General features: G+C 57.5%; 25 protein-coding genes and 1 pseudogene. 10 read left to right on the plus strand and 16 right to left on the minus strand.

Translation table 11 applies throughout. The features are described 5' to 3' along the window. Positions 1-182: 182 nt before the first annotated feature. The 7 genes from PMI31_RS10870 (at position 183) to PMI31_RS10900 (ending at position 8,303) form a co-directional block, all read left to right on the plus strand. Complete coding sequence (locus tag PMI31_RS10870) at positions 183-1,253, plus strand: alkene reductase (protein ID WP_008018067.1); 1,071 nt, start codon at positions 183-185, stop codon at positions 1,251-1,253. A gap of 11 nt (positions 1,254-1,264) precedes the next feature. After that, positions 1,265-2,101, plus strand: coding sequence for a pirin family protein (locus PMI31_RS10875; RefSeq protein WP_008018068.1), 837 nt, complete (start codon positions 1,265-1,267; stop codon positions 2,099-2,101). Between the two features lie 64 nt (positions 2,102-2,165). Continuing rightward, the gene (locus PMI31_RS10880; RefSeq protein ID WP_008018069.1) at positions 2,166-2,750 is read left to right on the plus strand and encodes an isochorismatase family protein; all 585 of its coding nucleotides are present in this window, start codon (positions 2,166-2,168) and stop codon (positions 2,748-2,750) included. Between the two features lie 168 nt (positions 2,751-2,918). After that, the gene (locus PMI31_RS10885) at positions 2,919-4,424 is read left to right on the plus strand and encodes an efflux transporter outer membrane subunit (RefSeq protein ID WP_008018070.1); all 1,506 of its coding nucleotides are present in this window, start codon (positions 2,919-2,921) and stop codon (positions 4,422-4,424) included. A gap of 4 nt (positions 4,425-4,428) precedes the next feature. Next, complete coding sequence (locus tag PMI31_RS10890) at positions 4,429-5,616, plus strand: efflux RND transporter periplasmic adaptor subunit (RefSeq protein ID WP_008018071.1); 1,188 nt, start codon at positions 4,429-4,431, stop codon at positions 5,614-5,616. A 10-nt stretch (positions 5,617-5,626) separates the two neighbouring features. Beyond that, positions 5,627-7,147: an MFS transporter gene (locus PMI31_RS10895; protein WP_008018073.1), complete on the plus strand. Its 1,521-nt coding sequence runs from the start codon at positions 5,627-5,629 to the stop codon at positions 7,145-7,147. Between the two features lie 37 nt (positions 7,148-7,184). Further along, a complete protein-coding gene (locus PMI31_RS10900) occupies positions 7,185-8,303 on the plus strand; it encodes an FAD-dependent monooxygenase (protein ID WP_008018074.1) in 1,119 nt (372 codons plus the stop codon). 62 nt (positions 8,304-8,365) lie between these two features. Here the strand turns inward: PMI31_RS10900 and PMI31_RS10905 are convergent, their stop codons facing one another. The 6 genes from PMI31_RS10905 to PMI31_RS10930 all read right to left on the minus strand — a co-directional run bounded on the left by PMI31_RS10905 (position 8,366) and on the right by PMI31_RS10930 (position 13,971). After that, entirely contained in the window at positions 8,366-8,971 is a 606-nt protein-coding gene (locus PMI31_RS10905) for an isochorismatase family protein (RefSeq protein ID WP_007985637.1), read from the minus strand. A gap of 25 nt (positions 8,972-8,996) precedes the next feature. Then, positions 8,997-9,731, minus strand: coding sequence for a pirin family protein (locus PMI31_RS10910; protein WP_007985638.1), 735 nt, complete (start codon positions 9,729-9,731; stop codon positions 8,997-8,999). An 81-nt stretch (positions 9,732-9,812) separates the two neighbouring features. Continuing rightward, complete coding sequence (locus PMI31_RS10915; protein WP_007985640.1) at positions 9,813-10,757, minus strand: alpha/beta fold hydrolase; 945 nt, start codon at positions 10,755-10,757, stop codon at positions 9,813-9,815. Between the two features lie 168 nt (positions 10,758-10,925). After that, positions 10,926-11,873, minus strand: a complete 948-nt coding sequence (locus tag PMI31_RS10920; RefSeq protein WP_008018076.1) for a SphA family protein — start codon at positions 11,871-11,873, stop codon at positions 10,926-10,928. 186 nt (positions 11,874-12,059) lie between these two features. After that, entirely contained in the window at positions 12,060-12,830 is a 771-nt protein-coding gene (locus PMI31_RS10925; RefSeq protein ID WP_008018079.1) for an SDR family NAD(P)-dependent oxidoreductase, read from the minus strand. 244 nt (positions 12,831-13,074) lie between these two features. Further along, the gene (locus tag PMI31_RS10930) at positions 13,075-13,971 is read right to left on the minus strand and encodes a LysR family transcriptional regulator (RefSeq protein ID WP_008018080.1); all 897 of its coding nucleotides are present in this window, start codon (positions 13,969-13,971) and stop codon (positions 13,075-13,077) included. A gap of 103 nt (positions 13,972-14,074) precedes the next feature. Here PMI31_RS10930 and PMI31_RS10935 point away from each other — a divergent pair, with 103 nt between their 5' ends. Further along, the gene (locus tag PMI31_RS10935) at positions 14,075-15,436 is read left to right on the plus strand and encodes an MFS transporter (RefSeq protein WP_008018081.1); all 1,362 of its coding nucleotides are present in this window, start codon (positions 14,075-14,077) and stop codon (positions 15,434-15,436) included. On the opposite strand, the gene PMI31_RS10940 is transcribed toward PMI31_RS10935, so the two are convergent. Then, a complete protein-coding gene (locus PMI31_RS10940) occupies positions 15,399-16,274 on the minus strand; it encodes a LysR family transcriptional regulator (protein ID WP_008018082.1) in 876 nt (291 codons plus the stop codon). The genes PMI31_RS10935 and PMI31_RS10940 overlap by 38 nt on opposite strands. Before the next feature lie 179 nt (positions 16,275-16,453). Here PMI31_RS10940 and PMI31_RS10945 point away from each other — a divergent pair, with 179 nt between their 5' ends. Further along, positions 16,454-17,392, plus strand: coding sequence for a LysR family transcriptional regulator (locus PMI31_RS10945; protein WP_008018083.1), 939 nt, complete (start codon positions 16,454-16,456; stop codon positions 17,390-17,392). Positions 17,393-17,404: 12 nt separating this feature from the next. On the opposite strand, the gene PMI31_RS10950 is transcribed toward PMI31_RS10945, so the two are convergent. From PMI31_RS10950 to PMI31_RS10960, 3 genes are read right to left on the minus strand one after another with little or no spacing between them, the layout of a single operon-like run. Continuing rightward, positions 17,405-18,847 carry an MFS transporter gene (locus PMI31_RS10950; protein WP_008018085.1) on the minus strand — a complete coding sequence of 481 codons (1,443 nt, stop codon included), beginning with the start codon at positions 18,845-18,847 and terminating at the stop codon, positions 17,405-17,407. A gap of 56 nt (positions 18,848-18,903) precedes the next feature. Next, positions 18,904-19,719, minus strand: a complete 816-nt coding sequence (gene aroE / locus PMI31_RS10955) for a shikimate dehydrogenase (protein WP_008018086.1) — start codon at positions 19,717-19,719, stop codon at positions 18,904-18,906. 20 nt (positions 19,720-19,739) lie between these two features. Then, positions 19,740-20,504, minus strand: coding sequence for an SDR family oxidoreductase (locus PMI31_RS10960; RefSeq protein ID WP_008018087.1), 765 nt, complete (start codon positions 20,502-20,504; stop codon positions 19,740-19,742). 142 nt (positions 20,505-20,646) lie between these two features. Between PMI31_RS10960 and PMI31_RS10965 the strand changes: the two genes are divergently transcribed. Further along, entirely contained in the window at positions 20,647-21,555 is a 909-nt protein-coding gene (locus PMI31_RS10965; protein WP_008018088.1) for a LysR substrate-binding domain-containing protein, read from the plus strand. Between the two features lie 31 nt (positions 21,556-21,586). Here the strand turns inward: PMI31_RS10965 and PMI31_RS10970 are convergent, their stop codons facing one another. The 6 genes and pseudogenes from PMI31_RS10970 to gabD form a co-directional block, all read right to left on the minus strand. Beyond that, the gene (locus PMI31_RS10970) at positions 21,587-22,495 is read right to left on the minus strand and encodes a LysR family transcriptional regulator (protein WP_008018090.1); all 909 of its coding nucleotides are present in this window, start codon (positions 22,493-22,495) and stop codon (positions 21,587-21,589) included. A gap of 103 nt (positions 22,496-22,598) precedes the next feature. Further along, entirely contained in the window at positions 22,599-22,991 is a 393-nt protein-coding gene (locus PMI31_RS10975; RefSeq protein WP_008018091.1) for a nuclear transport factor 2 family protein, read from the minus strand. 54 nt (positions 22,992-23,045) lie between these two features. Beyond that, complete coding sequence (locus PMI31_RS10980; RefSeq protein WP_008018092.1) at positions 23,046-23,510, minus strand: SRPBCC family protein; 465 nt, start codon at positions 23,508-23,510, stop codon at positions 23,046-23,048. A gap of 75 nt (positions 23,511-23,585) precedes the next feature. Then, positions 23,586-24,350 (minus strand): SDR family NAD(P)-dependent oxidoreductase, encoded by a 765-nt coding sequence (locus PMI31_RS10985; protein ID WP_008018093.1) that lies wholly within the window; start codon positions 24,348-24,350, stop codon positions 23,586-23,588. Between the two features lie 98 nt (positions 24,351-24,448). Continuing rightward, positions 24,449-24,890: pseudogene (locus PMI31_RS10990) on the minus strand (4-hydroxy-2-oxovalerate aldolase); the annotation flags it as partial. A 158-nt stretch (positions 24,891-25,048) separates the two neighbouring features. Beyond that, positions 25,049-26,491: an NADP-dependent succinate-semialdehyde dehydrogenase gene (gene gabD / locus PMI31_RS10995; RefSeq protein WP_008018095.1), complete on the minus strand. Its 1,443-nt coding sequence runs from the start codon at positions 26,489-26,491 to the stop codon at positions 25,049-25,051. Between the last annotated feature and the right edge of the window lie 25 nt (positions 26,492-26,516).

Genomic DNA, 26,516 nt, shown 5'->3' on the forward strand with positions numbered 1-26,516 from the left:
CTCTCCCCTGCCCTTACCCCACTGAAAGGTCGCGCATGAAGGTTCAGCTTAATTTTTCGACCCTATCGCTGCATCCACCAGAGACATTGCTCCAATAGTGGATCAGTCAATTCATTTTTACCCAGTTTATCCCGGATCAGGATTGATCAATGATGGCTCCATCACTACTGAGGAGCCCCACAATGAATTCTCTCTTTTCTCAAGTCCAGGTCAGTCGCTACACCCTCTCCAATCGTATGGTCATGGCCCCTATGACGCGTTCGCGTGCCGACGATGCAGGCGTGCCAAGCGAACTGGTTGCGACTTACTACGCACAGCGTGCCAGTGCCGGCCTGATCATCAGTGAAGGCGTGTTCCCCACTGCAATGGGCAAGGGGTATGTCCGTACCCCTGGTATCGAAACCGCCGAGCAGGTCGCTGCATGGAAGCACGTCACTGAGGCCGTGCATGCTCGTGGCGGACGGATTTTCATGCAGTTGATGCACAGCGGTCGCATTTCGCACCCTTCGTTGCTGCCGAAAGGCGCCCTGCCCCAGGCACCTTCCGCGATCAAACCCGCTGGCCAGACCTGGACCGCGACGGGCCTTCAGGATTTCGTTACCCCCCATGCACTCAGCGTGGTTGAGATTGCCTCGGTCATTGAAGGCTATCGCCAAGCGGCGCGCCTGGCCATGGAAGCTGGCTTCGACGGTGTCGAGTTGCATGCCGCGTCGGGCTACCTGCCTGAACAGTTCCTCTCGACTGGCAGCAATCAGCGCACGGATGAATACGGTGGATCGGTTGAAAACCGTGTGCGTTTTGTATTGGACGTGCTGTCCGCTATCGCGACGGAAATCGGCGGTGACCGGGTGGGCCTCAAGATCTCGCCTGAAATGAATTTCAACGACATCGTCGATGCCAACCCGCAAGAAACTTACACCTATCTGGTCGAACACCTGCATGGGCTGAATCTCGCCTATCTGCATGTCGCGCTGTTCGGCGCCAATGTCGACTACCACGCCTTGTTACGTCCACTGTTTGACGGCAGCTACCTGATCGGTGGCGGACTCGATCAACACTCCGCCGAATCCCTGATCGCTGACGGCCGCGCCGATGCTGCCGTATTTGGCAGCGCATTCCTCGCCAACCCGGATCTGCCCGAGCGTTTTCGTACAGGCGCAGAACTCAATGTTCCGGACAAGAATTCGTTCTACGCACCAGGTGCGCAAGGGTACATCGACTACCCGACTTTGCCCGCAGTGCAAGGCGTCTGAGGAGCACAGTCATGTCACCCATTGCACGTCTGCAACGCATGAATCACGGCAGTCAGTTCCGGGCTTTCAGTCTGCGTGGAAATCAGTTCGCCAAGCCTATCGACCCCTTCCTTGCTGTCGATCATGCCTGGATCAGCGGGCCAACTTTTCCACCACACCCGCATGCCGGTTTCTCAGCTGTGTCCTATCTGTTTCTAGATTCCGAAACCGGAATTGAAAACCGGGACGCGCTGGGTAATCGCAACCTGATTAAACCCGGTGGGCTGCATTGGACGGCGGCGGGTAAAGGTGTGGTGCATGAGGAGGTACCGGCCGAGCCGGGCAAGACGGTGCACATGCTGCAAATTTTTATCAACTTGCCGCAGGAGCGCCAAGCTGACGCGCCGTTTGCGCTCACTCTCGAAGCGCAGGAAGTGCCCGTGGTGCGATTGCCTGGGGTCAAGGTGCGCGTGCCACTGGGCAGTTTCGCTGAGGTGTCGTCGCCCTTGTCGGTACCCACCGAAGTCAGCGTGCTGGACATCTCTCTTGAGGGCGGCGCTGAAGTCAGCGTCCCGATCCCGGAAGGTCACGTGGCGTTCGTGATGCCGATTGACGGCGAAGTGCTGGTCGACGGGCTTCCCTTCAATCTCAGCGAACTCTCGCTGCCGGTGAATCTACCGCTGCGTGACGATCGCGTGGTTGGGTTGAGCGCACCTAGGGGCAACGCCAAGGCCGTGTTGTTTTCTGGTGTCCCGTTGAACCAACCCGTGTTTTGGCAAGGACCACTGGCGCTCGCCTCTCAGCATGCGCTGGCTGAAGCCATTGACGGCTATCAGCGTGGTGCATTCGGAAAGCTGCAACCTCGTTGATTGATCGAAACAACCCCAAATCCGGGGCGCTAGGTGCCCCGACTTTACTGCCAGGAGAATCATCATGACGTACGAAAAATTCAGTGCTGACAATGCCGCCTTGCTGTTGATCGACCATCAGGTGGGGACCATGGGCTGGGTAAAGTCCATTCCCTTCGACGAGCTCAAACGCAACGCGCTGATGCTCGCCAAAGCGGCGGCCATTCTGAAGCTTCCGGTGGTCCTGACCTCCAGCATGGAAGAGTACGCTCAGGGACCGCTGCTGAGTGAATTGGAGCAAATCCTCCCGACCCAATTCGCTTCCCGCATTAAACGCCTGGGTATCGTCAACGCCATGGACGATGAACACTTCGCCACCGCCGTCAAAGCCACAGGGCGTAAAAAACTCATCATTGCCGGTGTCACCAATGACGTGTGCACGGTCTATCCGGCGCTGAGTCTGGTGCGCGAAGGGTATGACGTTCAGGTGGTGGCCGACGGAGGTGGCTCACCAAGTGTGATGGCCGATGACATCGCCCTGCGGCGGATGGATAAGGGCGGCGTGACGCTCACCACCACCAACCAACTGATTGCGGAACTCGCCGGAAGCTGGGCAACCCCAGAAGGCGGGCAATTGGTGCAGGTACTCATGGAAGCGCTGCAAGGTTAAGGACGTTTCTGGCTGGCAGGACCTCCAATTCCGGTTCTGCCACCCTGCTACGCCGCACAACCTTTGATCAAAGCGATCCCCACCACACATCCCGGAGATGGGCCACTGCGTTCCGTGTCATGGCACACATCGCAACGCCCCGCCTTGCTGAGTCGGAGAATATCGCTCATGTACAGCCCCAATGCACAGGGTCCAACGGATGTTCGATCCACTAATTGGCTCGCCCCACGAGCGTCGTTAGCGATGATGTTGGTCCTGCTCGCCGGATGCTCCTTCAGTGACCTGAAGCCGCAGTCACATCTGCTCGCGCCCACCGATGTCAGCCAGACACTTGCCGACAGTGCAATCACGCTGTCCCCGGCGGCCTGGCCCACTGAAAACTGGTGGATCAGTTTCAAGGATCCGCAACTCGATGCTTTGATCAAGGAGGCTTTGGCGAACAGCCCTTCCCTGCGATCAGCGGCGGCGAAAGTGCGTCAGGCCAACGCTCTGGAGGCTATCGAAGGCGCCGGGTTACTGCCTCATGTCGATGCTGCGATGAGCTCGACCCGCGAGCGTTTCAGCTCCAACGGCACTACACCTGTGCCGGTAAGGGGCACTTGGCAGAATGTCAATCAGGCCACCCTGAATGTGGGTTATGAGCTGGACTTTTGGGGCAAAAATCGTGCGGCCGTTGAAGCCGCCGTAGGTCGTCGACATGCACTTGAAGTCGATGAGCGTGCGGCGGTGCTGTTGCTATCTGCATCGATCGTGCAAACCTACATTGCGTTGCAGAACAGCTATGAGCAAATGGATGTGGCTCAAACACTGTTGGCGCAGCAGGAGCAAATCGAGAAACTGACCCGGCAGCGATTCGCAGCTGAACTGGATACGCAGATCGACATCAAGCAGTCCCAAGCTTCCCTGCCCGCCAGTAGAGCCAATATTGCCGCACTGAAAGAATTGATCGAACTCAACCAGAACAAACTGGCTTCCTTACTGGGCAAGGGGCCTGATCGGGGACGGACGATCACAAGACCCCAGCTTCAGTCCAGCAATACCGTGGTGCTGCCGACCAATCTCCCCGCCGAGTTGATCGGTCATCGTCCTGACGTTGTCGCGCAACGTTGGCGCGTCGAAGCCTCGGGCCATGAAATCGATGTGGCAAAAGCTCGCTTCTATCCCGACGTTAACCTGACGTCTTTCATAGGTCTGCAAAGTCTTGGTTTTGATACTTTCAGCGAGCGCAGCAGCCGCATAGTCGGATTCGCCCCAGCGATCAGCCTGCCGATCTTCGAAGGCGGTCGATTGCGCGGGAACCTGGACGCCCAGGACGCTGCATACGATCTGGCGGTCGAGAACTACAACCAGACAGTCATCGATGCCCTGCGCGATATCGCCGACCAGTTGTCTTCACTGCGTTGGTTGAAAGAACGCCTGGCTCAACAAAATGAAGCCGTAGCCACTGCACAGGCAGCTGCCGACCTGGTGAACAAACGGTACGCAGCAGGACTGGCAACCTATCTGCAGGTACTAGCAACTGAGAACTCAACGCTGACCGAAACACGTCAACTGGTTGATCTGAAATCCAGAGCACTTTCCCTTCAGGCCAATCTGAGCCGGGCGTTGGGGGGCGGCTACATGCCTGAAATCCCTGCCCCCGAAAACGCCTCTCCTTCCTTGGCAGGTAATTGATGTTATGACTACAGAATCGCCCTCCCCAGCCGCCACTCAACAGCGAACATTGTACCGCCCCACATGGCTGCTGATTGTGGCCATAGCCTTTCTGGTCGCCGCCTTGTGCGTTGCCTACCTGATGAGACTGGATTCCGAATCCACCGACGATGCCTATGTCGACGGCAATGTTGTTCAGGTGACTTCACAAGTCAGCGGTACGGTGACGGCAATCAGCGCCGACAACACCGATCATGTCGACACCAACTCGCCACTGGTGACATTGAACGCCGTGGATGCCGAAATCCAGTACGAGCGCGCCACGTCGAACCTGGCTCGCGCAGTTCGTCAGGCACGCACCCAGTACTATCAGGTCCAGCAACTCCAGGCTGAAGTCGACCAGCGTCAAACCGACGTACGCAAGGCCCAAGAGGATGTACGTCGACGCAGCCAACTCGCCGCTAGTGGTGCCGTCTCTCGTGAAGAGATCAGTCACACCGCAGACGTACTCAAAAACGCTGTCGCAGGGCTTGAGGGCACCAAACACGCCCTCGCCGTTCGTCTCGCAATGGTCGATGGCACCACACTTCCTACTCACCCGGATGTGCTGGTGGCGGCAAGCAACCTGCGTGATGCCTACATCGCCTTGCATCGCACCCAAATCTATTCGCCGGTTACAGGTGTAATCACCAAACGCACTGTGCAGGTCGGACAAAAAATCACTCCGGGCGTCGCGCTGATGTCGGTGGTGCCTGTTGATCAAGTCTGGGTCAATGCCAACTTCAAGGAATCGCAGATTGAAGACTTGCGTATTGGCCAACCCGTTGAACTGCGCGCGGATGCCTACAGCCGCAGCGTCATATTCCACGGGACCATTATCGGCCTGGATGCCGGTACCGGCAGTGCTTTCTCCTTGCTGCCAGCCCAGAACGCTACCGGCAACTGGATCAAGGTGTCCCAACGGGTGCCGGTAAGGATCGCCTTGCGGTCACAGGAAATCGCACAAAATCCTTTGCGCCTGGGTTTGTCCATGCGGGTTTCAGTCGATACCTCCGATCGCAATGGCCCTGTCCTGAACAAGACTGCTGCACAACAACCGGTTTACAGCACCGAGATTTTCAAGAACGAACTTCAGGACGCCAATGAAGTGGTGGAACGCGTGATCAGTGCCAATGAGGGCAGTGACCATGACCCCAAAAACCTGAAATTTTGACGGGGGGATCATGTACAGAAAACACGCTGCCTTGTTGTTCACTGTGGGCCTGCTCTGTGCGCTGGAATATTTGCAGGCGGGCATGATCGCTTTTGCCAATGCACCGATTCGCGGCGAAATCGAGGCCAGCCCCGAAGAATTCAGTCTGGTTGCCGCCCTGTATGCCTGTATCGCTGTGGTGGTGATTTCGAAACAGCACTGGTTGACGGAGCGTCTGGGCTGGCGCAATTTCATGCTCGGCTCAATCAGCATTTTCGTACTCGGCGCTTTTGTGTGTGGCGTGAGCGTTGATTTGACCAGCTTCACCGTAGGCCGAGTCGTCATGGCCTTGGGTGGGGCCTCGTTCATGACTTCGGCACGCCTCATGATCAACCTGCTTCCCCCCGGCCCTGGCCGGTTCACGGGAATCAAAGTATTTGCCACGGGGCTCGCTGGCGGGACGGCTGCGGCGCCTTTCATCTCGTCGTTGGTGGTTGCCGAAAATACCTGGCACGCAATCTTCTGGATATTGATCGCCGGTGCTCTGGTTGCAGCAGCACTTTGCGTGCGTTTTCTGCCGACGAGCCCTATCCCCGAAGAGGACCGAACCCCCTCAAGCCTGGCAAGCATTCTCTTGTTGTCGGTCAGCAGTTTCTTTCTGCTCTACATTTTACAGCGGTCCTACTACGACTTTTATAACGACACCTTCATCCTCGTCGGTTGCGCACTCTTGGCAGCACTGGGCGTGTACACCTTCTTCCACGCGGAGCACAACAAGGCAAAGCCCTTCCTGAAGGTCAGAGACTTGATGCAGCCTCGTTACCTCCAGGGTGTGGCGCTGTTTTGCTACGCCTACGTTGTACTGGGCGCCAATAACTACATCTTGCCGTACTTCCTGCAAACAGGACTGGGCTACTCCTGGGATACCATCGGTACATTCCAGGCCATCGGACTGACCGGCACCCTGGCCACCTGGGTCATCATGGCGACTCTCCTTCCAAAGTACCCTGCCCCTAAGAAGTTCTTCATTCTGGGATTCATTGCGCTGGGTGGCTTTGGCTGGCTGCTGTCCTCGCTGACGCCCAGCGCCAATCTGTGGTCGAACATTCTGCCGGCATTGATTCTCAATGGATGCTTTGTGATGTTGGTGATGTCGACCGCGGCCATGCAAACCTTTCGGGACGTGATGCAAGAGGAGAAGCTCTTCGCGCATGCCTATCAGATCAAAAACATGATGGGACAGATCGCCATGGCGATTGGCACCACGGCCGCCACACTGTTCCTGCAATGGCGTACGACCCTGCAATACAACAACCTCAACGTGCATTTCAGCGCCAGCGACCCTCTCTATGTGGAGCAAACTCAACAACTGGCGCAAGCACTGTCATCCGAAGTGGGCGCCACGACAGCGAACCAAATCTCGGTGGCGATGCACGCACAAATGCTGCAGCAGCAATCGACCCTGGTCGCCAGTCTGGAATATTTCTGGGTCGTGATCGGCGTGGCGGTGATCGCGCTGATCATTTCAGTCACGCAGAAGACTTTCAGATGAACCAGAATACCTTCACGAATGCGGGTGCATACACGCGATGAACACTACACCCCCGGAAATCATTATTGTCGGCGGATCCCTTGCCGGCCTCACGCTGGCGCTCGCTTGTGCGACCAGGGGCGTGCCCGTTCGTGTCGTTGAGCGTTCTGTGGGGCGCGTGCACGGTGGAGACAGCCTGAGTATCGATCTGGAACTGCTCGCGACGACGGCTGGTCATGATCCGCGGGCTGCGCCCATTCTGCCCGTGGTCCCCGCCTATCGCGAATTGACGACCTGGCCTGCGCTTTACAGCTGGCTACGGGACCGGGCTGTCGCAACGCCAGGCATCGTCCTCGAAGAAGGCAACGCCGTCACCTTGGTCACAGACCTTGGCGATCGGGCACAACTCTCCTTTGCCGACGGAACCCAGAGGGTTGCCGCCGCGGTGATCGGTGCGGACGGATATCGCAGCATCGTTCGCCAGGCGGTCACGCCCGACGCACCGCTTGCCCGCTACGCCGGTTATCTCGTGTGGCGTGGACTGGTCGAGGAGCGAACGCTGACGCGTCCCGTCCCCTGGCCATCGGATGGCGGCCTATGGATTGAGTTTGTGGTTGGATATCGTCTGGTTGCTGCAGTCCTTCCTGGTCGCGACGGCTCGATGGAGCCAGGTCAGCGTCAAGTCACATTCGCATGGTTCGATGTGCATCAGGAAGCATTGCTCCGTCGCACCGGCTGCCTGACTGCCGATGGCCACATCGTGGGCACACTTGGGCGCGGCACGATCGGCGAAGACGTGAGGTCTGAACTAGTCGCCCTGATCCCACAGGTCTGGCCTGAGATGTGGGCGGAGGCAGTGACTGTCGGCGTGCGCTCAGCGAATGTATTGAGCGGCGCTCCGATTGCCGAATACAAGCCGCAGCGGTTGGCTCGTGGCGCACTGGCAATCATCGGGGATGCTGCTCACGTCGTTTCTCCGATGACCGGGCGCGGCTTTTTGACCGGAGTGGAAGATGCGGCGTTGCTGGCCCGAATGCTCGCAGACCGAGGCGCAGACGAACCCTTTGCCGCGGTGTTGGCCCGCTATGAGCAAACACGATTATCCTTCGTCCGCGGGCTGGTTACTCATTCAAACCGGATCAGCGCCGAATATGTTCGTTATGCGGCAGCCAACTGATCGGTGAACTCTCGCATTGCCCGAAGCGTCACGCGCTTCGGGCAATGTGACGGGCTCGTGCTTTATTGGATGCCAGCCCCCAAGGCCGGGAAGACATCGGTGAACAACAAGCCAATCAGTTGCTGTCCGTTAGGTGTGGACCAATCCTGTCCGATCTCCGCCATGAGTGTATTGGTGGCGGTGAGCACGACGCCAGCATCGTGCATTCGTTGACGGGCGAACTCTTCGGAAAGATCACTGGGCGAGCCCGAAGCATCCAGTACGGCCTGCACGGCAAAGCCTTCGAGCGCAGCATCGATCGCCGGAAAGATAAGACAAACGTCGGTGGTCACACCGGCCATGATCAGATGCTTGCGCCCAGTGGCAAGCACCGCATCGCGGAAGTCGGCGTATTCCCAGGCGTTGACCACACCTGGACGCTTGATCCGTGCTGCGTGCGCTTCTGGAAGCACCTTGGCGATTTCCGGGAGAATCGGGCCCTGGGCATGATCTTCCTGGCTGGACGTAATCACGACCGGCATGTTGAGTATCTTCGCCATCTTGGCCAGCGCAATCGACTGTTTCGCGGCAAACTCACGGTCTATGTTTTTGATCAGTTGCATCGTGCCGACCTGATGGTCGATCAGCAACAACGCGGCGTTCTCTGCAGTGAATCGTACGTCGGCCATAGTACAAATCCTCGTTTCGTTGGGTTCAAACAAAGGGTAGCGGAGGTCCGCTGAACAGCACTACGTTGGCACTTCCCTGCGGGGCTCTTAACTTGACCTCGCGTGGAACATCTTGCGCCGGGAACACCGGAAGCTTCAGATCCTCACGATCGAAGCGCTGGGCCGCCACCTCCACCGTGCCCTCAATTGGCATGATGAACATGCTGTGGCCTGCGGCAATCGGCACACTCAGTTCAGCCCCCGCCTCCAGCGTGATGTCGAGCATCGTAACTTCGGTCGGTGGACTCAGCGGGGAGCTCATTTCACGATAGCTCCCCAACGGTACCCGCACCTTGGCACCTGGTACGTGCATGACCGGCACATCCTGCGCTTCGAGTATCAGCGGGAACGGCGCGATGTCCCTGCGTGAGGGGGCAAGAGCGACGAAGATCTGCAGTCCGTGCACCGTTTTTCCGGTTTCAGCCGGGACCTCCTCATGCGCCACGCCACGACCGGCGGTCGTCCAGTGCAAACCGCCTGGTTGAATCACATTCTGGGTTCCGATCGAGTCACGATTGGCCATCCCTGTCTCGGAATCGAGAAGCAGATAGGACAGCGCCGAAATTCCGGCGTGCCGGTGTGGCGCAAAGGTCGGTGCATTCATCCAGTAGTGGTCGACCCCGATGAAGGGGGAGATCAACTCTGGTTCGGTACGCAGACCGTAACCGTGGAAATGGCTGCCTAGATTGGCGCGATTAAGCTGGGCGATAACGACAGACATGACGGCAGTCTCTGGTACGAATGGTATCGTTCAGCGAGCCAATGAGTATGGACTCACCATTTCTCACCAAACGGCAGTGGATCATTGTGCATAGGGCGCGAAAAACGCCTCAAACGCGGCCAGCAATGCCTCCGGGTGCTCTTCCGCCGGATAGTGACCGCAATTTGCAATGACCACGGATTCGACATTTGAAGCGACTGTGCGCAACTCGGCTTCGACGCTGTCACCACAGGCCAGCGCCCCCGAAAACGCCAAAACCGGTAACGTCAAGCGCGTGGCTTTACGCTGTTGATTCTGTGGAATCGACTGATCTATTGCACGGTAGTAGTCGAAGCTGGCCCGCAGCGCTTGTGGATCGCGCTTGAGTTGTTCGATGTAGAAATCAACCGCGTAACGAGGCACTGCCTCTGGCGAACCTGCTTTGGTTGCGAACTGGTGACCGAAGTAAAGTTCTTCGCGGCCACTGACCAGTTGCTCGTTGATGCCAAGTGCCCGATTGAAGTTGAAATGCCAGAGAAAATCACTGAGCCAGCGGTGCTCGGGCAGCAATGGCGGAGAGTCCGAAACGCCAGGAATAAGCGCCTCGCCCAGCGCAATGCGCTCGATTCGGGCGGGTTGATCGTGTGCCATGGCATAACCGGTCCACATGCCGATGTCATGGCCGGCCATAGCGAAGGACTCATGCCCCAAGGCGTCCATCAGCGCAAACATGTCCTGGGCCAGGGTCCGTGAGTCATAACCCTCCTGGGCTTTTTCCGAGAGCCCGACGCCCCTCGGATCGACGGCGATCACGGTGAACGTGCGAGCGAGCGGTAGCATCAGGTAGCGCCACGCAAACCAGTTTTGTGGCCACCCCCCAAGCAGTAACAATGGCTTGCCCTGCCCGCCAATGACAGCGTGCAGTTTCACACCGTTGGCAGCGATCTCGTAGCTATCAAAGACGTCAGCAAAACCCGTTGGCAGCTTTGGTACGCCATGCACGGAGCCAAAGCCGCTCAGAGTTTTGAAGTGTTCCTTTTGCAGCATCCCAAAGCCCACCTGATTGATCAATTAACCAGACCATAAATGAGGTGTCAGGTACTGACTAGGCAAGTAATCACCAAGGACTGTTGCGCTTGCGCACCAATTTCGACGCAGGTATGTAAGGGCCATGACTGGCGCCTCTGCTCAGCGGATGACGCCAGTATGCCAGGCCTAAAATCGCATGACCGCCTGGAGCCAGAGACGTTCGCCGCGAGCCCTGTTTTCGACAAGCGTTTCATGTTGCCATTTCATCAGTACGCCAAACTCGGGGGTTTGATATTTCACAACAGGGCCATAAGCAACGATTTGACCTCGGTTCCCGTCCTCCCCCACCGACTCTCCGTGACGTTCATCATCGCTCACCTGCTTGTACAAATACCCACTGACTCCAACCTGCCAATTCTTGTTCAAGCTGTAACCAAGATGGTAGTCAGCATTCAGTTCGCGCCCCGACCGGTAATCAGTCGCACGATTATTGTCGTTTATCATGTAGAGAATCTTGGCGCTTATCTCCACCTCCTCTATCGGGTTCGCCGTGAAGGAGTACCACGGGGAATAGGACCACACATTGGTTCCCACGTTGAAGAGGCGATCCTTGTCATACGATGCCGTGGGCGCGTAAAAATCCACGCCCAACATCTGATGAAAACGTGGAGAGCTCCAACCGAGAAACAGTGGTGTAAACGCCAAATCGGCGAAACCTTCATCCTTACCACTGTTTCGGACACGTCCTTGGGGCGTTTCTGTATAAAAACTCACCTGCCCTTTGATATAGGGCAACGCTGCACGACTGGCCAATGTTGCGCCCAGTAAGGTGTAGTCGGAATAGACATAGTCCAGGCATACCGCGAGCGATTGGTAACTGAGTTTGAAGTCTTCAATCCCGGCCATGCTGTGTCCATCCGCCCCCTTTAGTTCATTCGAGTCGTAAGCGGAGCTGTAAAAAAAAGTAGTCAGTCCTGGCGGTGGCATTCGCCCAGCCAATACGGTATCAAGACCGAGTGGGTAAGCGGTTCCGTTATTTTCGGTAGCGTGAGTTTGGGCACAGGTCAGCAGTATGGCTACCGTGCAAAGCAAGGGAGAAATTTTGCTGAGCAGCAAGGTTTTTACGCGCAACATAAGGATGATCTCGTATGGATTATTATTTTGATTACGAAGATTCATGCGGGCAAACAGAACAACATGTAACGCTTTACAAAAACAATAAGGCCGGCCTGTTAGAGGTATTTATTATTTGTGAGGCAATAGAGCCCACCTTGTTTTAGGCAGGCCCAATTGAATAGTTAGGTTTCGTGTCAGGTAGAGTTACCAGGCAGTGGTACCACCATCGACCCGAATATCAGTACCCGTGATAAAAGAGCTTTCATCAGAAGCCAGGAACAAAGCGGTGGCTGCGACTTCTTCGGGCTTACCCAAACGCCCCAGCATCACCTTGCCCACCATCGTTTCAGCCCACTCGGGATCCTTCAGCAACGGGATTGTTTGCTTGGACTCAATCAATCCCGGGGAAATGCTATTGGCGCGCAAGCCATGGAGCCGGCCCTCCAGCGCCAGTTGGCGGGTCATGGAAAGCACTGCCCCTTTGGCCGCGCTATGCGCGATTCCGGGGAGCATGCGGTAGGTCGACCATGCCGAAACTGACGCGGTGTTAATAATTGAGGCGCCCGGGGACTTGATTAGCTCCGGCCAAGCGGCACGTACAAGATGGAACACCAGATTCAGTTCCTGATTGATTGTTCGATGCCAGTCATCGTCTGATATCTGATCGATCCAACCAAAGTAAGCCATCGCCGCATTATTGAATAACACGTCGACGCGTCCGAATTCCGAAACAGCCAATTCGACTAGGCGTGCGCAGTTGGCAGGGTCAGTCAAGTCGCAATTGCTCAGGGAAACCATATCCCCACCCATGGACTTCACTGCATCAACTGTCTCTTGAGCCGCCTCATGAGAGATATCACACCCCACTACTTTGGCGCCTTGTTGTGCGAACATTAACGCCGAAGCTCGCCCCATCGATCCGCCTGTGCCTGTAATAATGCAAACTTTACCCTGCAGACGATTACTTTTAAGCATCCCATTTCTCCTGCTTGTTTTTATAAGAACAGCTTGCAGTAACACACCCGATCAATCGTGGCGGTTAATGAGTTGGGCGAACTGTAGGTAGACCACTACTTATTGACTAGGCACGGAAATCACCAAGGACTGTTGCTCTCAAGCAACAATCACGGTGCAGGGGCTGTAAGGGCGATGACAGGCAGGGGTAAAAATTCAAGAGGCGGTTTATTCCGAATCTAACCACATCGGATATCCAGGTATGTCACCCATTGAAAACTGACATGATCAGACGCCGCAACCAGACACTTCTGGGGGCCTCGTGAAAACGAGCATGCCAGTACTGCTTGAGGTCGTAGCGTGGAATGTCCAAGGGAGGCTCAACCATTCGCACATTCAGATTATGCGTGCACATGTTCGCGACGGTACGTGGCAACACCACGATCAGATCAGAGCGTTCGATGATCGATGGCACACTCATGTAGTGAGACGTCTGCAGCACGATGTTCCGGTGGATACCTGCTTTGGTCAGGTGGGCTTCGAACATTTCCTGGCGACGACTGCCATCACGTACCTGCAGATGTTCCAGTGTGGTGAAGTCCTCCAGGGACAGTTGTTCCCCTGCCAGCGGATGATCGAGGCGGATCAGGCAGACCAGGTCATGAGAGAACAATCGTTGCTGATATATGTTGGGGGTAGTGAGGTCGGGAAAATAGCCAAGCACCGCATCGACCCGGCCTTCATGCAGGTTCTCCACAAGCTCATCCGGTGCCAGGCTGACGGTTCGTATGCGCGTATTCGGTGCCGCGCTGCGCAGGCTTTGGAATAGCGCAGGTAGAAAGACCACTTCACCCACTTCGCTCAGACAAAAGACGAACTCCTGCTCGCTGGTGGCAGGGTCGAAAGTCGGGCCGCTGAGGATATCCCGGTCAATGATTTCGATCACCTCGCGGGTGCGTTCAATGATGCCTTGCGCACGTGGCGTCGCCTCCATCAGGTTGCCCGAGCGAATGAACAGCGGGTCGCCCAGTGAGTGACGCAGGCGGGCCAGAGCAGCACTGGTTGCGGGTTGGCTCATGCCTAGCCGCTTCGCCGCCGCGGTGACATTGCCGGTTTCATAAACGGCCAGCAGGACGCGGAGCAAGTTGAGGTCGGTGCGCATAGATATAACAAAACCAGATAGTTTGAATAATTAGAATTGGCTTCCTTTATTTAATGCGCTTGGCGACGATCCCGTCCAGATAAAAAAAATAAAAGGTAGCCGCATGAACCCTGACAACGCCCGAATTGGCGAGATCATCGATAACGCGAAGATCTCGCCGTACCAGATCGTCATCCTTGCCTTGTGCTTCCTCATCGTCCTGGTGGATGGTTTCGATACCGCAGCCATTGGTTATATCGCTCCGTCACTGCGCGAAGAATGGGGTCTGTTGCCTGCCCAGTTGTCACCTGTTTTCGGGACTGGATTGTTCGGCCTGATGGTCGGCAGCCTGATACTGGGACCGGTCGCCGATGCCTTCGGGCGTAAACGCGTTTTACTGATTTCAGTGCTGGTGTTTGGTCTCGCCACTCTGGCCAGCGTCTTTACCCATTCGATCGAGTCACTTACGGTATTGCGTTTCATCACTGGCATCGGCCTGGGTGGAGCGATGCCGGCGTGCATTGCCTTGAGCGCCGAATATTCCCCTGCACGCCGGCGCATGATCATGGTGACCTTGAGCTGGAGTGGCTTCACGGCTGGCCTTGCCTTGGGCGGCATGCTCGCCGCACAGATGATTCCGGCATTCGGCTGGCGTTCCGTTCTGGTGCTGGGTGGCGTCATGCCGCTAGCGTTACTGCCAGTGTTGGCCTGGCTAATGCCCGAGTCGGTTCGGTTTATGGCGTCCTCGGCCAAGCACGCCGACGTCTTGCGCCGAGTGGTCGAACGCATCACCAGAAAAAGCTGGAACGGTGTAATGATCCTCGATGATGAACGTCCGGCCCAAGTAAGATCGCCGATCTCGCATCTGTTCATCGACGGCCGGCTGGTCCGAACACTGCTGCTATGGATGACCTTCTTCTGCTCGCTCTTTGTGTTCTACCTGCTGACCAGTTGGCTGCCTACCCTGCTCAAAGAGGCCGGCTACGATATCGCTTACGCTTCGCGTATTGGCGCCATGGTGCCGCTGGGCGGTACCGTCGGCGCCATTCTCATGGCCATGCTGATGGATCGCGTCGGTCCCTACCCTGTGCTGACCCTCTCGTACTCGGTGACGGCTGTGGTCATTGCTGTCACGGGCTATCTGATGGGTGATCCCTATCAGCTGGCCGCCATGGTATTTCTCATCGGGTTCGGTGTAGCCGGTGCTCAAAACGGACTCAACCTGGTGTCAGCCACCTTGTACCCCACCGCCGCCCGGGTGACCGGGGTGAGTTGGGCAATGGCCGTTGGCCGCTGCGGTTCAATTGTCGGCTCGATGCTGGGCGCCTGGTTTATTTCCACCGCGGGCACATCACAGGTCTTCTTCCATTGGTTGGCGCTTCCTGTGCTGATCGGCGCGACAGCAATAGGTGGCCTTTATTGGCTCAGCACTCGCCGGACTCAGCCAGTCAAGCGTGCTCAAGGTGCTCACGCAGAAACTCAATGAAACGTTGAGTTTTTGCGGGCAAAAGGCGGGTTTCAGTGAGGGCATACACCGGGATCGGATTGGCGTGCCATTGGGGCAGTACCGGTTGCAGCAAGCCAGTGCGCAGATCGTCCGCGGCAATGCCTTCAGGCAGCAGCGCTATCCCCAGATCCAGTGTCGCCAATCGCCGAAGCATCCCGACGCTATTGAGTTGAAACCGTCCACCCACCTCGATTTCAACCACTTCGCCTGCATGGGAGAGTTGCCACTTGCCAGCCTTTCGCAGTCGCAGGCATTCGTGGTTTACCAGCTCAGCCGGATGGCTGGGCTCTCCATTGAGTTCCAGATAGCGAGGCGAGGCATATAAACGACGAGAGAGGGTCGCCAGCCTGCGTGCAATCAGATTCGAATCTGCCGGCTCGCCCATGCGGATAACCACATCGACGGGTTCGCTGACCAGGTCGACCTGGCGCGGAGTAAGGTCGAATTCAAAGCTGATGCCTGGGTACCGTCGAGCGAACTCGGCAATGAGTGGTGCCAGGTAAATGTTGGCGAAATCCACAGGCAGTGACGCGCGCAAAAGGCCGCTTGGATGCGCAAGCATTTCACCCAGTTGCTCGTGCGCCAACCGCGCCTCGTCAACGATTCGCTTGCATCGGTCAAAGTACAACTGCCCCGCCTCGGTCAATTCGATCTTGCGCGTGGTGCGATTTAACAGCCTCAAGCCAATGGCCTTTTCAAGTCCGCTGATGCGTCGCGACAAGGTCGAATTGGGCATCGCCATCGCTTCTGCAGCCCTGCGAAAGCTATGGGCTTTGACGACCTCGACGAACAACGCCATGTCGTTCAGAAGTTCCATATAGATTGCTCCATCTGTGGATCAGTTAATTCAATTATAGCCAGTTTATCCCGAATAAAGTTTGATGAATGATAGCTATATCAGCCTTCGAAGCCATTCCACACGCCTCGAACTCAATCAGTACAGCGCCGGTGCCGTTGACGGTTTCAACAGTGCCCCCGTAGGAGAGCGTCAACTGCATGAAAGACCTTAATGACCTTTATTACTTCGTACTGGTGGTCAAACATGGAGGGTTCTCGGCTGCGGCACGGGCAACGGGAATTGAAAAAACGTTGCTCAGTCGTCATGTCGCCGATCTGGAATTGCGAATGGGGGCGAGACTGTTACATCGCACAACGCGCCAGGTTTCGCTGACCGAAGCTGGCCATCATTTCTTTACGCTCAGCCAACCCGTGGTCGAGGGTGCACACACCGCCTATGAAAGTGTGGAGCATCTTCGACGTGAGCCCGTCGGGTTGGTACGGCTGAGCTGTCCTCAGGTCATGGCGCAAAGTTATTTGGCCCCCCTGCTGCCTGGGTACATGGAAAAATATCCAAAGGTACGGCTTGAGTTGAATGCGGTAGATCGTGAGGTCGACCTCTTTGAGGAACGCTTCGACGTGGCGTTGCGTTCGCGAGCCCGGATTGAAGAAACGGCCGGGTTGGTCGCAAAGGAATTAGGCGCAACCAGGCAGATTCTGGTTGCCAGTCCGCGCTTTCTCGATCGTGTCGGACGACCTGCCACGATCAAGGCCATTTCGGAAATCGAGACGCTTTCACGTCCTGGTGACATCCATGATGGCGTCGGTCGCTGGCTCTTGCGCAGTTCATCAGGCGAAGAGCGGCTGGTCAGCCACCAGCCACGTCTCATATTTGATGACCTACGTATGCAGTTGGAGGCCGCCGTCAATGGATTAGGCGTCGCCCTGTTGCCAGAGCCCATAGCTGCAGCCTCTGTGCGCGCGAAGGCTCTGGAAGTTGTCATCCCCTCCTGGACCGGTGCAACACATATCATCCATCTGCTCTACCCCAAACCGAAGGGGATGTTGCCCTCTGTTCGTAGCCTGATCGACTACCTGAGCCTCCATTTACCCCAAAGCATCCAGGAGCGAAGCATCACCGTTGAGAGGGTCGTTTGATGAAGGCAAAGGTCACGCTGGACGTGTGAGTGTGCTGGTTCTGGACTGGATAGGTATCGCCGTTCCGGCTCTGGCTAATTCCCAGGCATCACGAGGTTCGTCCAGGTCGCGGTTGAGGGTTTCCGGGGTCTTGAACGTGGTGTACAGGGTGATCAATGTGAGCAGGGTCAGGTAGCAGGCAATCGGCAGCCAGGCTTTGACACCGGCGCTGGCGTCGCCATCGTGGCTCGCCACGACCAGGGCGATGATGCCGGCACCGATCATCGGCGCAATGCCACCGGCGATCACTGCCGACGCTTCCCGGGCGATCGACACCCCCATGTAGCGGTGACGCGAGCCGAACAGCTCAGGCATTAGCGCTGCCTGGGTGCCGAACATGCCCCAGGTACCGATGCCCAGCGCGATGGAGATGGCTACGATGCTCGCCGCCACGTTGCCCAGGCTGAGTACCCACCACACCGGGAAGGCCAGTGCCAGTTGCAGCAGCACGAAGGCCCGGTAGACCACGACACGACCAAAACGGTCGCTGAGTTTGCCGGCCATCGGCACGGTCATCGCGCCGAGGCTGGCCGCGCAGATCAGGGTCAGCACGCCCACCGGACCTTGCAGACCGACCACGCCAACGATGTAGCTCACAGCCAGGGCCTGGTAAATCGATGAACCACCGTTTTCTCCCAGGCGCAGGCCGATACCGATGAGCAAGGTTGGCCTGGAGTGCTCCATGGCACTTTTCAGCGGGTTGACGCATACGCGCTTGAGCGCCTTGAGGCGGATGAAGGTCGGCGATTCCCTGAGCGACAGACGCATGTACAGGCCCAGTGCGACGATCACCACGCTGCTGAAGAATGGCAATCGCCACAGCCCGCTCTCGATGACGTTGTCATTGCCCGTGACCACCAGGAAATACACCAGCGCCGCGAGGATGGTGCCCAACTGGATGCCGAGGAACGGCAAGGCGGCGTAGAAACCGCGCCGGCCCTCGGGAGCGTACTCGGTCATCATCACCGCAGCACCAGCCTGTTCGGCACCGGCGCCCAGACCCTGGAGCAAACGCAGGATCACCAGCAGTACCGGTGCCAGGTAGCCGACCTGATGGAAGGTTGGCAGTGCACCAATCAGGGTGCTGGAGATGCCCATCAACAGCACCGTCGTCGCCAGTACGAACTTACGCCCGACGCGGTCACCGATCATGCCGAACAGTACGCCGCCCAGCGGCCGTATCGCAAAGCCCAGGAAGTAAGTGCCGAAACTGGCGATCAGGCTCATGACGCGGGTCTGTTCCGGAAAAAACAGCGGCCCGAAGATCAGCGCCGAGGCCAGGGTGTAAAGCGCGAAGTCGTAGTATTCCAGGGCACTGCCCAGGGAGCAGGCCCAGGCTGCACGGTGCAAGTCTTTCTTGCGCTCGCGCGCGTCAGGAGTCAGAGCGATGTCGGATGGAGAATGATCGTGAGTCATCTGGGTACCTCCAGGTGCCTTTATGGCATCTTGTTATTGACAGGTAGTTGGGTTGCTTACAGTTTCAACCGCCGGACTTCCTGGAGCATGGCCTGCTCCATGATGTCGATGGGTGCATCTTTCCCGGTGTACAACTCGATTTGCCGACAAGCCTGGTGCACCAACATGCGGGTGCCGGCCACGGTGCTGCAACCCAGCGCTTTGGCTTGCAGCAGCAAAGCAGTCTGCACTGGCATGAACGCCACATCCATGACAATCAGGTGACTGGCCAGACGACCGTCCAGCGGGTTGCTGTCCGGCTGCTTGAAGCCCACCGAGGTAGCGTTGATGACGATATCGAAGGTCTTGGCCGTGAACATCTCGACGCTGCCGCCCCACCGAGCACCCAGATCCTCCGCCAGGGCGGCACCGCGCTCGAAACTGCGGTTGAACACCGTGACCTCGGCCGCCTCTTGCAGGCAACCGTAGACAACCGCACGAGCAGCACCGCCAGCACCGATCACGGCGATACGCTTGTCGCTCAGCTCGGTGACTTCCTGCAGGGCGCGGACGGCGCCCAGGTAGTCGGTGTTGTAGCCGGTCAGTACACCGTCGACGTTGTTTATGGTGTTGACCGCGCCGATCACCTGGGCCGATTCGTCGATCCTGTCCAGATGAGGCATCACTACAGTTTTGTAAGGCATGGAAACGTTCATGCCGCGCACGCCGAGCGCGCGAATCGCCGCCACGGCGGCAACCGGATCTTCGACGCCAAAACAGACAAAGGTGTAGTCCAGGCCCAGGGCCGCGTAGGCGGCGTTATGGATCTTTGCCGAGAGTGAAAAAGGCGAACCCATGATTGAGCCGCAGAGGATGGGCAGGGATTGAGGCATGTGGGTGTCCTTCACGAGAGTTAGACGACGCTGGTCAAGCCACCATCGACGAAAAGTGTCTGGCCATTAACGAAGTCGGAGGCTGACGAAGCGAGGAAAACTGCCGCGCCGCACAGCTCCTCTGCCCTGCCCCAGCGCCCGGCGGGAGTACGCTGCACCAGCCAGTCGGAGAAAGCCGGGTCGTCGACCAGCGCCTGGTTAAGCTCAGTCCGAAAATATCCGGGGGCCAGGGCGTTGATCTGCAGGCCATGACCGGCCCAGTCGGCACACATGCCACGGGTTAGCATGCGCACGGCGCCCTTGCTGGCGGCATAGGGCGCGATGGAGCGGCGGGCCAGTTCGCTTTGCACCGAGCCGATATTGATAATCTTGCCGCGCCGGCGAGCGATCATGTGGCGAGCCACCGCCTTGGACACATTAAATACGCCATCGAGGTTGGTGCACATCAGTCGATGCCAGTCTTGTGCACTGACGTCTTCAAGTGCCTGGCGATGCTGCAACCCGGCGTTGTTGATCAGAATGTCTATCGGACCCAGGCGGTTTTCCAGCACATCGATGGCGGTTGCGACGGCCTGGTGGTCGGTCACGTCGAACACCGAGTATTCGGCGTCCAGGCCTTCATCGCGTAACAGCGCGCAGGCGCTTTGCGCGCGTTCGGCATCACGGCCATTGAGCACCACCTGAGCGCCCGCCTGTGCCAGTCCACGGGCCAAGGCCAAGCCGATGCCGCGCACTGAGCCGGTGATCAGCGCCCGACGCCGGTTCAGGCGAAAGTTATCGATCATGTGTGTCTCCATGTCCTGGATTTACGAATGAGCCATGACGCCACTTTCAACCGCTACCGCTGCGGCATGCCAATCGTTTATGGTGATGCCGTGATCACGGTACGTGATCACCAAACAGGCTGTAGCGAATCGGGAGCGTCAAGTGGAACTCAAACATCTGCGCGCTTTTGCGGCCTTGGCCGAAGAGCTGCACTTTGGCCGCGCGGCGGCGCGCCTGCACATTGTCCAGCCGGCCTTGAGTGCGCAAATACGTGCTCTGGAAGAAGATGTCGGGGCGCAGTTGTTCGAGCGTGACCGGCACCGGGTCGAATTGACCGAAGAGGGGGCGCTATTTCTGCCCGAGGCCCTGGCGACCCTGCGCCAGGTCGGACGCGCGCGTGAGGTGTTGCAGCAGGCCGCGGCCGGAGAAGTCGGGGTGTTGCGTCTGGCATTTGTGTCTTCAACGTTGTCGCACTTGTTGCCGGTGCTTGTGCGTACACTGGAGGAGCGCTACCCGCGTATCGAACTGGACCTCAAGGACATGCCTTCGCTGCCGCAGGCACGGGCCTTGCTGGACAATGCCCTGGATTTTGGCTTGGTACGCCTGCCCTTGAGTCTGCCTGGCGTGCACACGCGTCTGCTCTTCGAGGAATCGCTGGTGGTGGCGCTGCCGCAAGATCATCCGCTGTGCACCCTACGTCGTATCAAGCCTCAGGATCTGGTCGGATGTCCGACGCTGGTGCTGGCGCGCAAGTTCGCTCCCGGTTTGTATGACCAGATGCTGGCGGGTTTCCACCGACGCAAGATCACCCTGACGATTGCCCGGGAGATGGGCGAGTTCACCACCCAGTTGGCCTTGGTGGCCGCCGGCCTGGGCGTCGGTATCTTGCCAAGCGGTGCCGCATCGGCACTACCAATCGGCGTCGTGACCCGGCCACTGACACTGGCCATGAGCGGTGCTGGCATCGGCGTGGCCTGGACCGGCCTGGAAAATCCACGCAAGCGCGCGCTGATGCAGGTGCTCGACGAACTCTATCCCGCGTCGAGTCCTGAACTTACTCAGGGGCTGTAGGGAAGATGGCCGAGGTTTCCTCTGAAAGCGACTATCGCCAGGCTGATTGTTGACTGCGCAGGACCTGGCCGACCATTTCCCTCAACCACTTGTTCTGAGGGTCTCGGTGAAATCGGTCATGCCAATACAGATCAATCTCGAACGAGGGTATTTGCAGAGGCAGAGGGTGTATGACCAGAGGATAAAAGCGCGCCAGGGTTTTACCCAAGGCAATAGGCAGCGTCCATATCATGTCGGTATCGAGCAGCAAGTGCGGACCAGACAAGAACTGAGGGGTGCGCATTTTAATGCAGTCTCTGCCGCCCGCATCGATCAAGGCACGCTCCAGTGCCTGGTGGCCGCTACCCCCGGATTCCACCAACAAATGCTCACTGGTGACAAACGCTTCAAGGCTCAAGCCGCGATGGGCCAAGGGGTGGTCTTTGCGCATGGCACAGACGTAATGCTGAGAAATAACTGGGGTTCGGTGAATGTCAGTCTGAAGGGTCGGCATAAAGCCGAGCGCCAGGTCTATCCTGCCAGTGGACAGGCCATTAAGCGTCTCATCCATCCCACCCACAACGGTGTGTATCCGCGCTTTAGGTGCAACCCTGGACAATTCGCTCAAGATGGGTGGCAAACAAACGACCTCGCCAATGTCGCGCATTCTAAAGATGAATGATTTTTCACAACCTTTCGGATCAAACACCGGCATTTGGCATCCAGCCTCCCTGACCATCGCAAGGGATGCCAACAGTCGCGGCGCGATATGGACACAAAACGGTGTGGGCTCCATTCGGCGACCGACCAGCGTAAACAACCTGTCTCCATAGTCGTTTCGCAACCGTTTTAGCGAACCGCTGACGGCTGCCTGCGTAACACCCAGATTCTGCGCCGCAATGGAAGCTGAGTGGTCTCGCCACAATGCCTCAAAGGTATAGAGCAGATTCAAATCCTTCATCGAAATGCCTTGACTGAAATTCGCAAACCAAAACACTGCACTCGCCAGCAAAGCGGCGTGGGCTTCGACTGGCAAGTGCAGCTCAACTGGCACTCATGAGTGGTTATGCAGACGCTTGGATAACGTTACCAGCAGATGCGCTGCTGTACAGGGGCGAAATATCAATGTGTATTCGATAATCATTGATCAATCGGGAAGCATTGAAGTGAACAACGACACAACAAGGAACATTGATAATCGTGCCGTCATGCTGGGTGTAATAGGTATCAAAACGCATGATTGTCGTGTTGCCTTCGCTCCACACGCCTTGAAGAATGTGTTCCAGCGAGGCTATTTGGGTAAAAAATGACTCAATCGCCGCCCTGACACCCTCTTTCCCCACTACTTCCGGGGAATTGCCAAACCGAAACACGACGTCATCGGTCAGATAACTCAAAAAACCTTCGACCGACATCCGATCGACACTTTCAAACATACCTGTCAATTCATGGTTCATTGCACGCCTCATTTCTTGTTTTTGTTTTTTCATTTCTGGTCGCTGCGGTGAATCTTATGCCGCTTTGCTGACCTTGTTACGGATGGCTTGCAGGGTGGATCGCACGGCGCTCAGGTAGGACGTCTGCATGCCGGTTGAGAACTCGACTTCCTTCTCGCTGCCCGCCGATACGCCCGGCAGGGAGAAATCGAAGGAGAAGCGCAGGAACAGTTCGCCATCCTCTTCCTCGATGACGTTCTTGATCAGACCACGGGCATTACCGGAGAGGCGCACGAACTCGACTTGCTGCTCTTCAGTAAGAAGGACCATTTCCTGAAGGCGCTCACCGTAAAGCACCACTTCGCGGATAAAGGTATTGCCCTGGTCCTCAACGACATTACATTCGGTAATGGCATCAACGAACGGCACCGCATTGCGAGCCTTGCTCACCAACCCTTCCCATACCTGGCTGCGGTTCAGGTTCACACCGCCCGACTCCTCAGGGGCATTGACTTTCAAGCGACGACTTACATTGATCATGGGGGTACTCCGGGTTTTCAGGTTCAAAAGTGACCGACTCCCTGTCGAGTGTCAGGGACAGTCTGTCAGGGGGTCTCAAACGGTGAGATAACCACCGTCTACGGCCATTGCCGTTCCGGTCACAAAACTGGCGTCATCGGACAGCAGCCATAGCGCAGCCTTGGCGATTTCTTCCGGTTTTCCGAAACGACCGATAGGGTGTCGTTCGCGCAATGCAGCGAACTGTTTGGCAAAATTGGGCTCTTCACTCGCACGCACGATCATCGGCGTTTCGATGATGCCTGGCATGATTGCGTTGACCCGGATATTGAGGGTGCCGTAGTCGACGGCGGCGGCCTTGGTCAAACCGACCACCCCATGCTTGGCAGCGATATAGTCCGACGCAGCGGCAATCGCTACCGAGCCCAGGGACGAAGCGGTATTCACGATGGCGCCACCGCCACTGTTCAACATGGCGCGGATCTGGTGCTTCATGCAGTAGAAAACACCGGTCAGGTCGATGCGGATAATGCGATCCCACGCCGCAGACGAGATTTCATGCAGAGGCAAATTGCTTTGCTCGACCCCTGCATTGTTGAACGCGCCATGTAGACGGCCAAATCGAGTGACGACATCATCGACTGCTGCGGCCACAGAATCTTCGTCGGTAACGTCGCAGGGGATTGAATAAACCTTGCCGCCGGCAGCCGTGACAGCACTGGCGGTTTCTTCGATGCCTGCGGTATCGCGATCAAGCAGCACAACCCTCGCGCCCGCTTTGGCAAAAGCCAGTGCCGAAGCACGGCCAATTCCGCCCGAGGCGCCAGTGATAATGATGTTCCGGTCGTCAAGGTTGCTCATATCCACACTCTCGTTGTGTAATGCCACTTACTGTATTTACCGGGGCAACGATCGAGAATCCCGTAAAACCACCAAAGACTGTTGCGCTGTTGCACCAATCAGCGGCGGGTCAAATCCAGCGCCACATCGACGATCATGTCCTCTTGCCCACAGACCATTTTTCGCCGACTCAATTCGACCAGGATGTCGACGGTACGCAACCCGTAGTGCTGGGCAGCCGCTTCGGCATGGCGAAGGAAGCTTGAGTAAACGCCGGCACAACCCCGTGCCAGCGTTTCGCGATCAACGCGCACTGGACGGTCCTGCAGGGACGGATGATGTCATCGGCGGCATCCATCAGGGTGTACAGACCGGTGCTATGGTTCCAGCCCAGGCGCTCGGCTGCGGCGATGAACACCTCCAATGGTGTGTCGCCTGCACCGGCCCCCATTCCAGCCAGACTGGCGTCAACGCGATCACAACCCTGACCACCGCGACGATGGAGTTGGTAACGCCCAAGCTCAGGTTGTGGTGGGCATGGATACCCGTCTTCGCATGGGGGGCGTGGTTCAAGGATTAAGCGGCGCGGAAGCAACTGCGGCAGCATGCGATGATCGACTGCTACAGCGTTCCCGGCCACAAAGGATAGGTCCGTTTGAAGCGGCGCAAAGGGACAGCGCTCTCGTGCCCTTTGCGCTTCAAACAATGCCTTGCCGAGCTTAGATGCCCAGGCAGAGGTATTTGATTTCCAGGTAATCTTCGATGCCGTACTTGGAGCCTTCACGGCCCAGACCCGAGGCCTTGATGCCACCGAACGGCGCGACCTCGTTGGAAATCAACCCGGTGTTGACGCCGACCATGCCGTATTCCAGGGCTTCAGCCACACGGAACACACGACCCAGGTCGCGGGCATAGAAGTACGAGGCCAGGCCGAACTCGGTGTCGTTGGACATCGCGATCACGTCGGCTTCGTCTTTGAAGCGGAACAGTGGAGCCAGTGGGCCAAAGGTTTCTTCCTTGGCCACGGCCGCGTTGTTCGGCACGTTGGTCAGGATGGTCGGCTCGAAGAAGTTGCCTTCCATCGGCTTGCCACCGGCCAGCACGGTCGCGCCTTTGCTCAAGGCATCGGCGATGTGTTCCTGCACCTTGGCCACGGCTTTTTCGTCGATCAGCGGGCCAGTGGTGGTGCCTGCTTCCAGACCGTTGCCGATCTTCAGCTTGGCGACAGCCACTTTCAGCTTCTCGGCGAATGCGTCGTAGACACCGTCCTGGATGTACAGGCGGTTGGCGCAGACGCAGGTCTGGCCGTTGTTGCGGTATTTGGAAATGATCGCGCCTTCGACGGCCTTATCCAGGTCCGCGTCGTCGAACACGATGAACGGTGCGTTGCCGCCCAGTTCCAGGGACACTTTCTTGATGTCCTTGGCGCATTCAGCCATCAGTTGACGGCCGATTTCGGTCGAACCGGTGAAGGACAGCTTGCGCACGATCGGGTTGCAGGTCAGCTCGGTACCGATGTCGCCGGCGCTGCCGGAAACAACGCTGAACACGCCAGCCGGGATGCCGGCACGCTGGGCCAGTTCGGCCAGGGCGAAAGCGGAGTACGGGGTTTGCGAAGCAGGCTTGAGCACCATGGTGCAACCGGCGGCCAGGGCCGGGCCGGCTTTACGGGTGATCATTGCAGCCGGGAAGTTCCACGGGGTGATTGCAGCGGTCACGCCGATTGGCTGCTTGATCACGATCAGGCGCTTGTCTGGCTGGTGGCCCGGAATCACGTCACCGTAGATACGCTTGGCCTCTTCGGCGAACCACTCGATGAAGGAAGCGGCATAGACGATTTCGCCCTTGGCTTCGGCCAGTGGCTTGCCCTGTTCCATGGTCATCAGACGAGCCAGGTCATCCTGGTTCTCGATCATCAGTTCGAACCAGCGACGCAGTTTGCCCGCACGTTCTTTGGCGGTCAGTGCACGCCAGGCCGGCAGCGCTTTGTCAGCAGCTTCGATCGCACGGCGGGTTTCGGCAGCGCCCATTTTCGGCACGGTGCCCAGAATTTCGCCCGTTGCCGGGTTGTTGACCTTGATCGTCAGACCATTGTCCGCATCGACCCAAGCGCCATCGATGAAGGCTTGCTGGCGGAACAACTGAGTGTCTTTAAGCTGCATGACGTTTCCTTTTCTGAATGAGGGG

This window comes from Pseudomonas sp. GM55 (assembly GCF_000282395.1).
Taxonomy (GTDB): domain Bacteria; phylum Pseudomonadota; class Gammaproteobacteria; order Pseudomonadales; family Pseudomonadaceae; genus Aquipseudomonas; species Aquipseudomonas fluorescens_CC.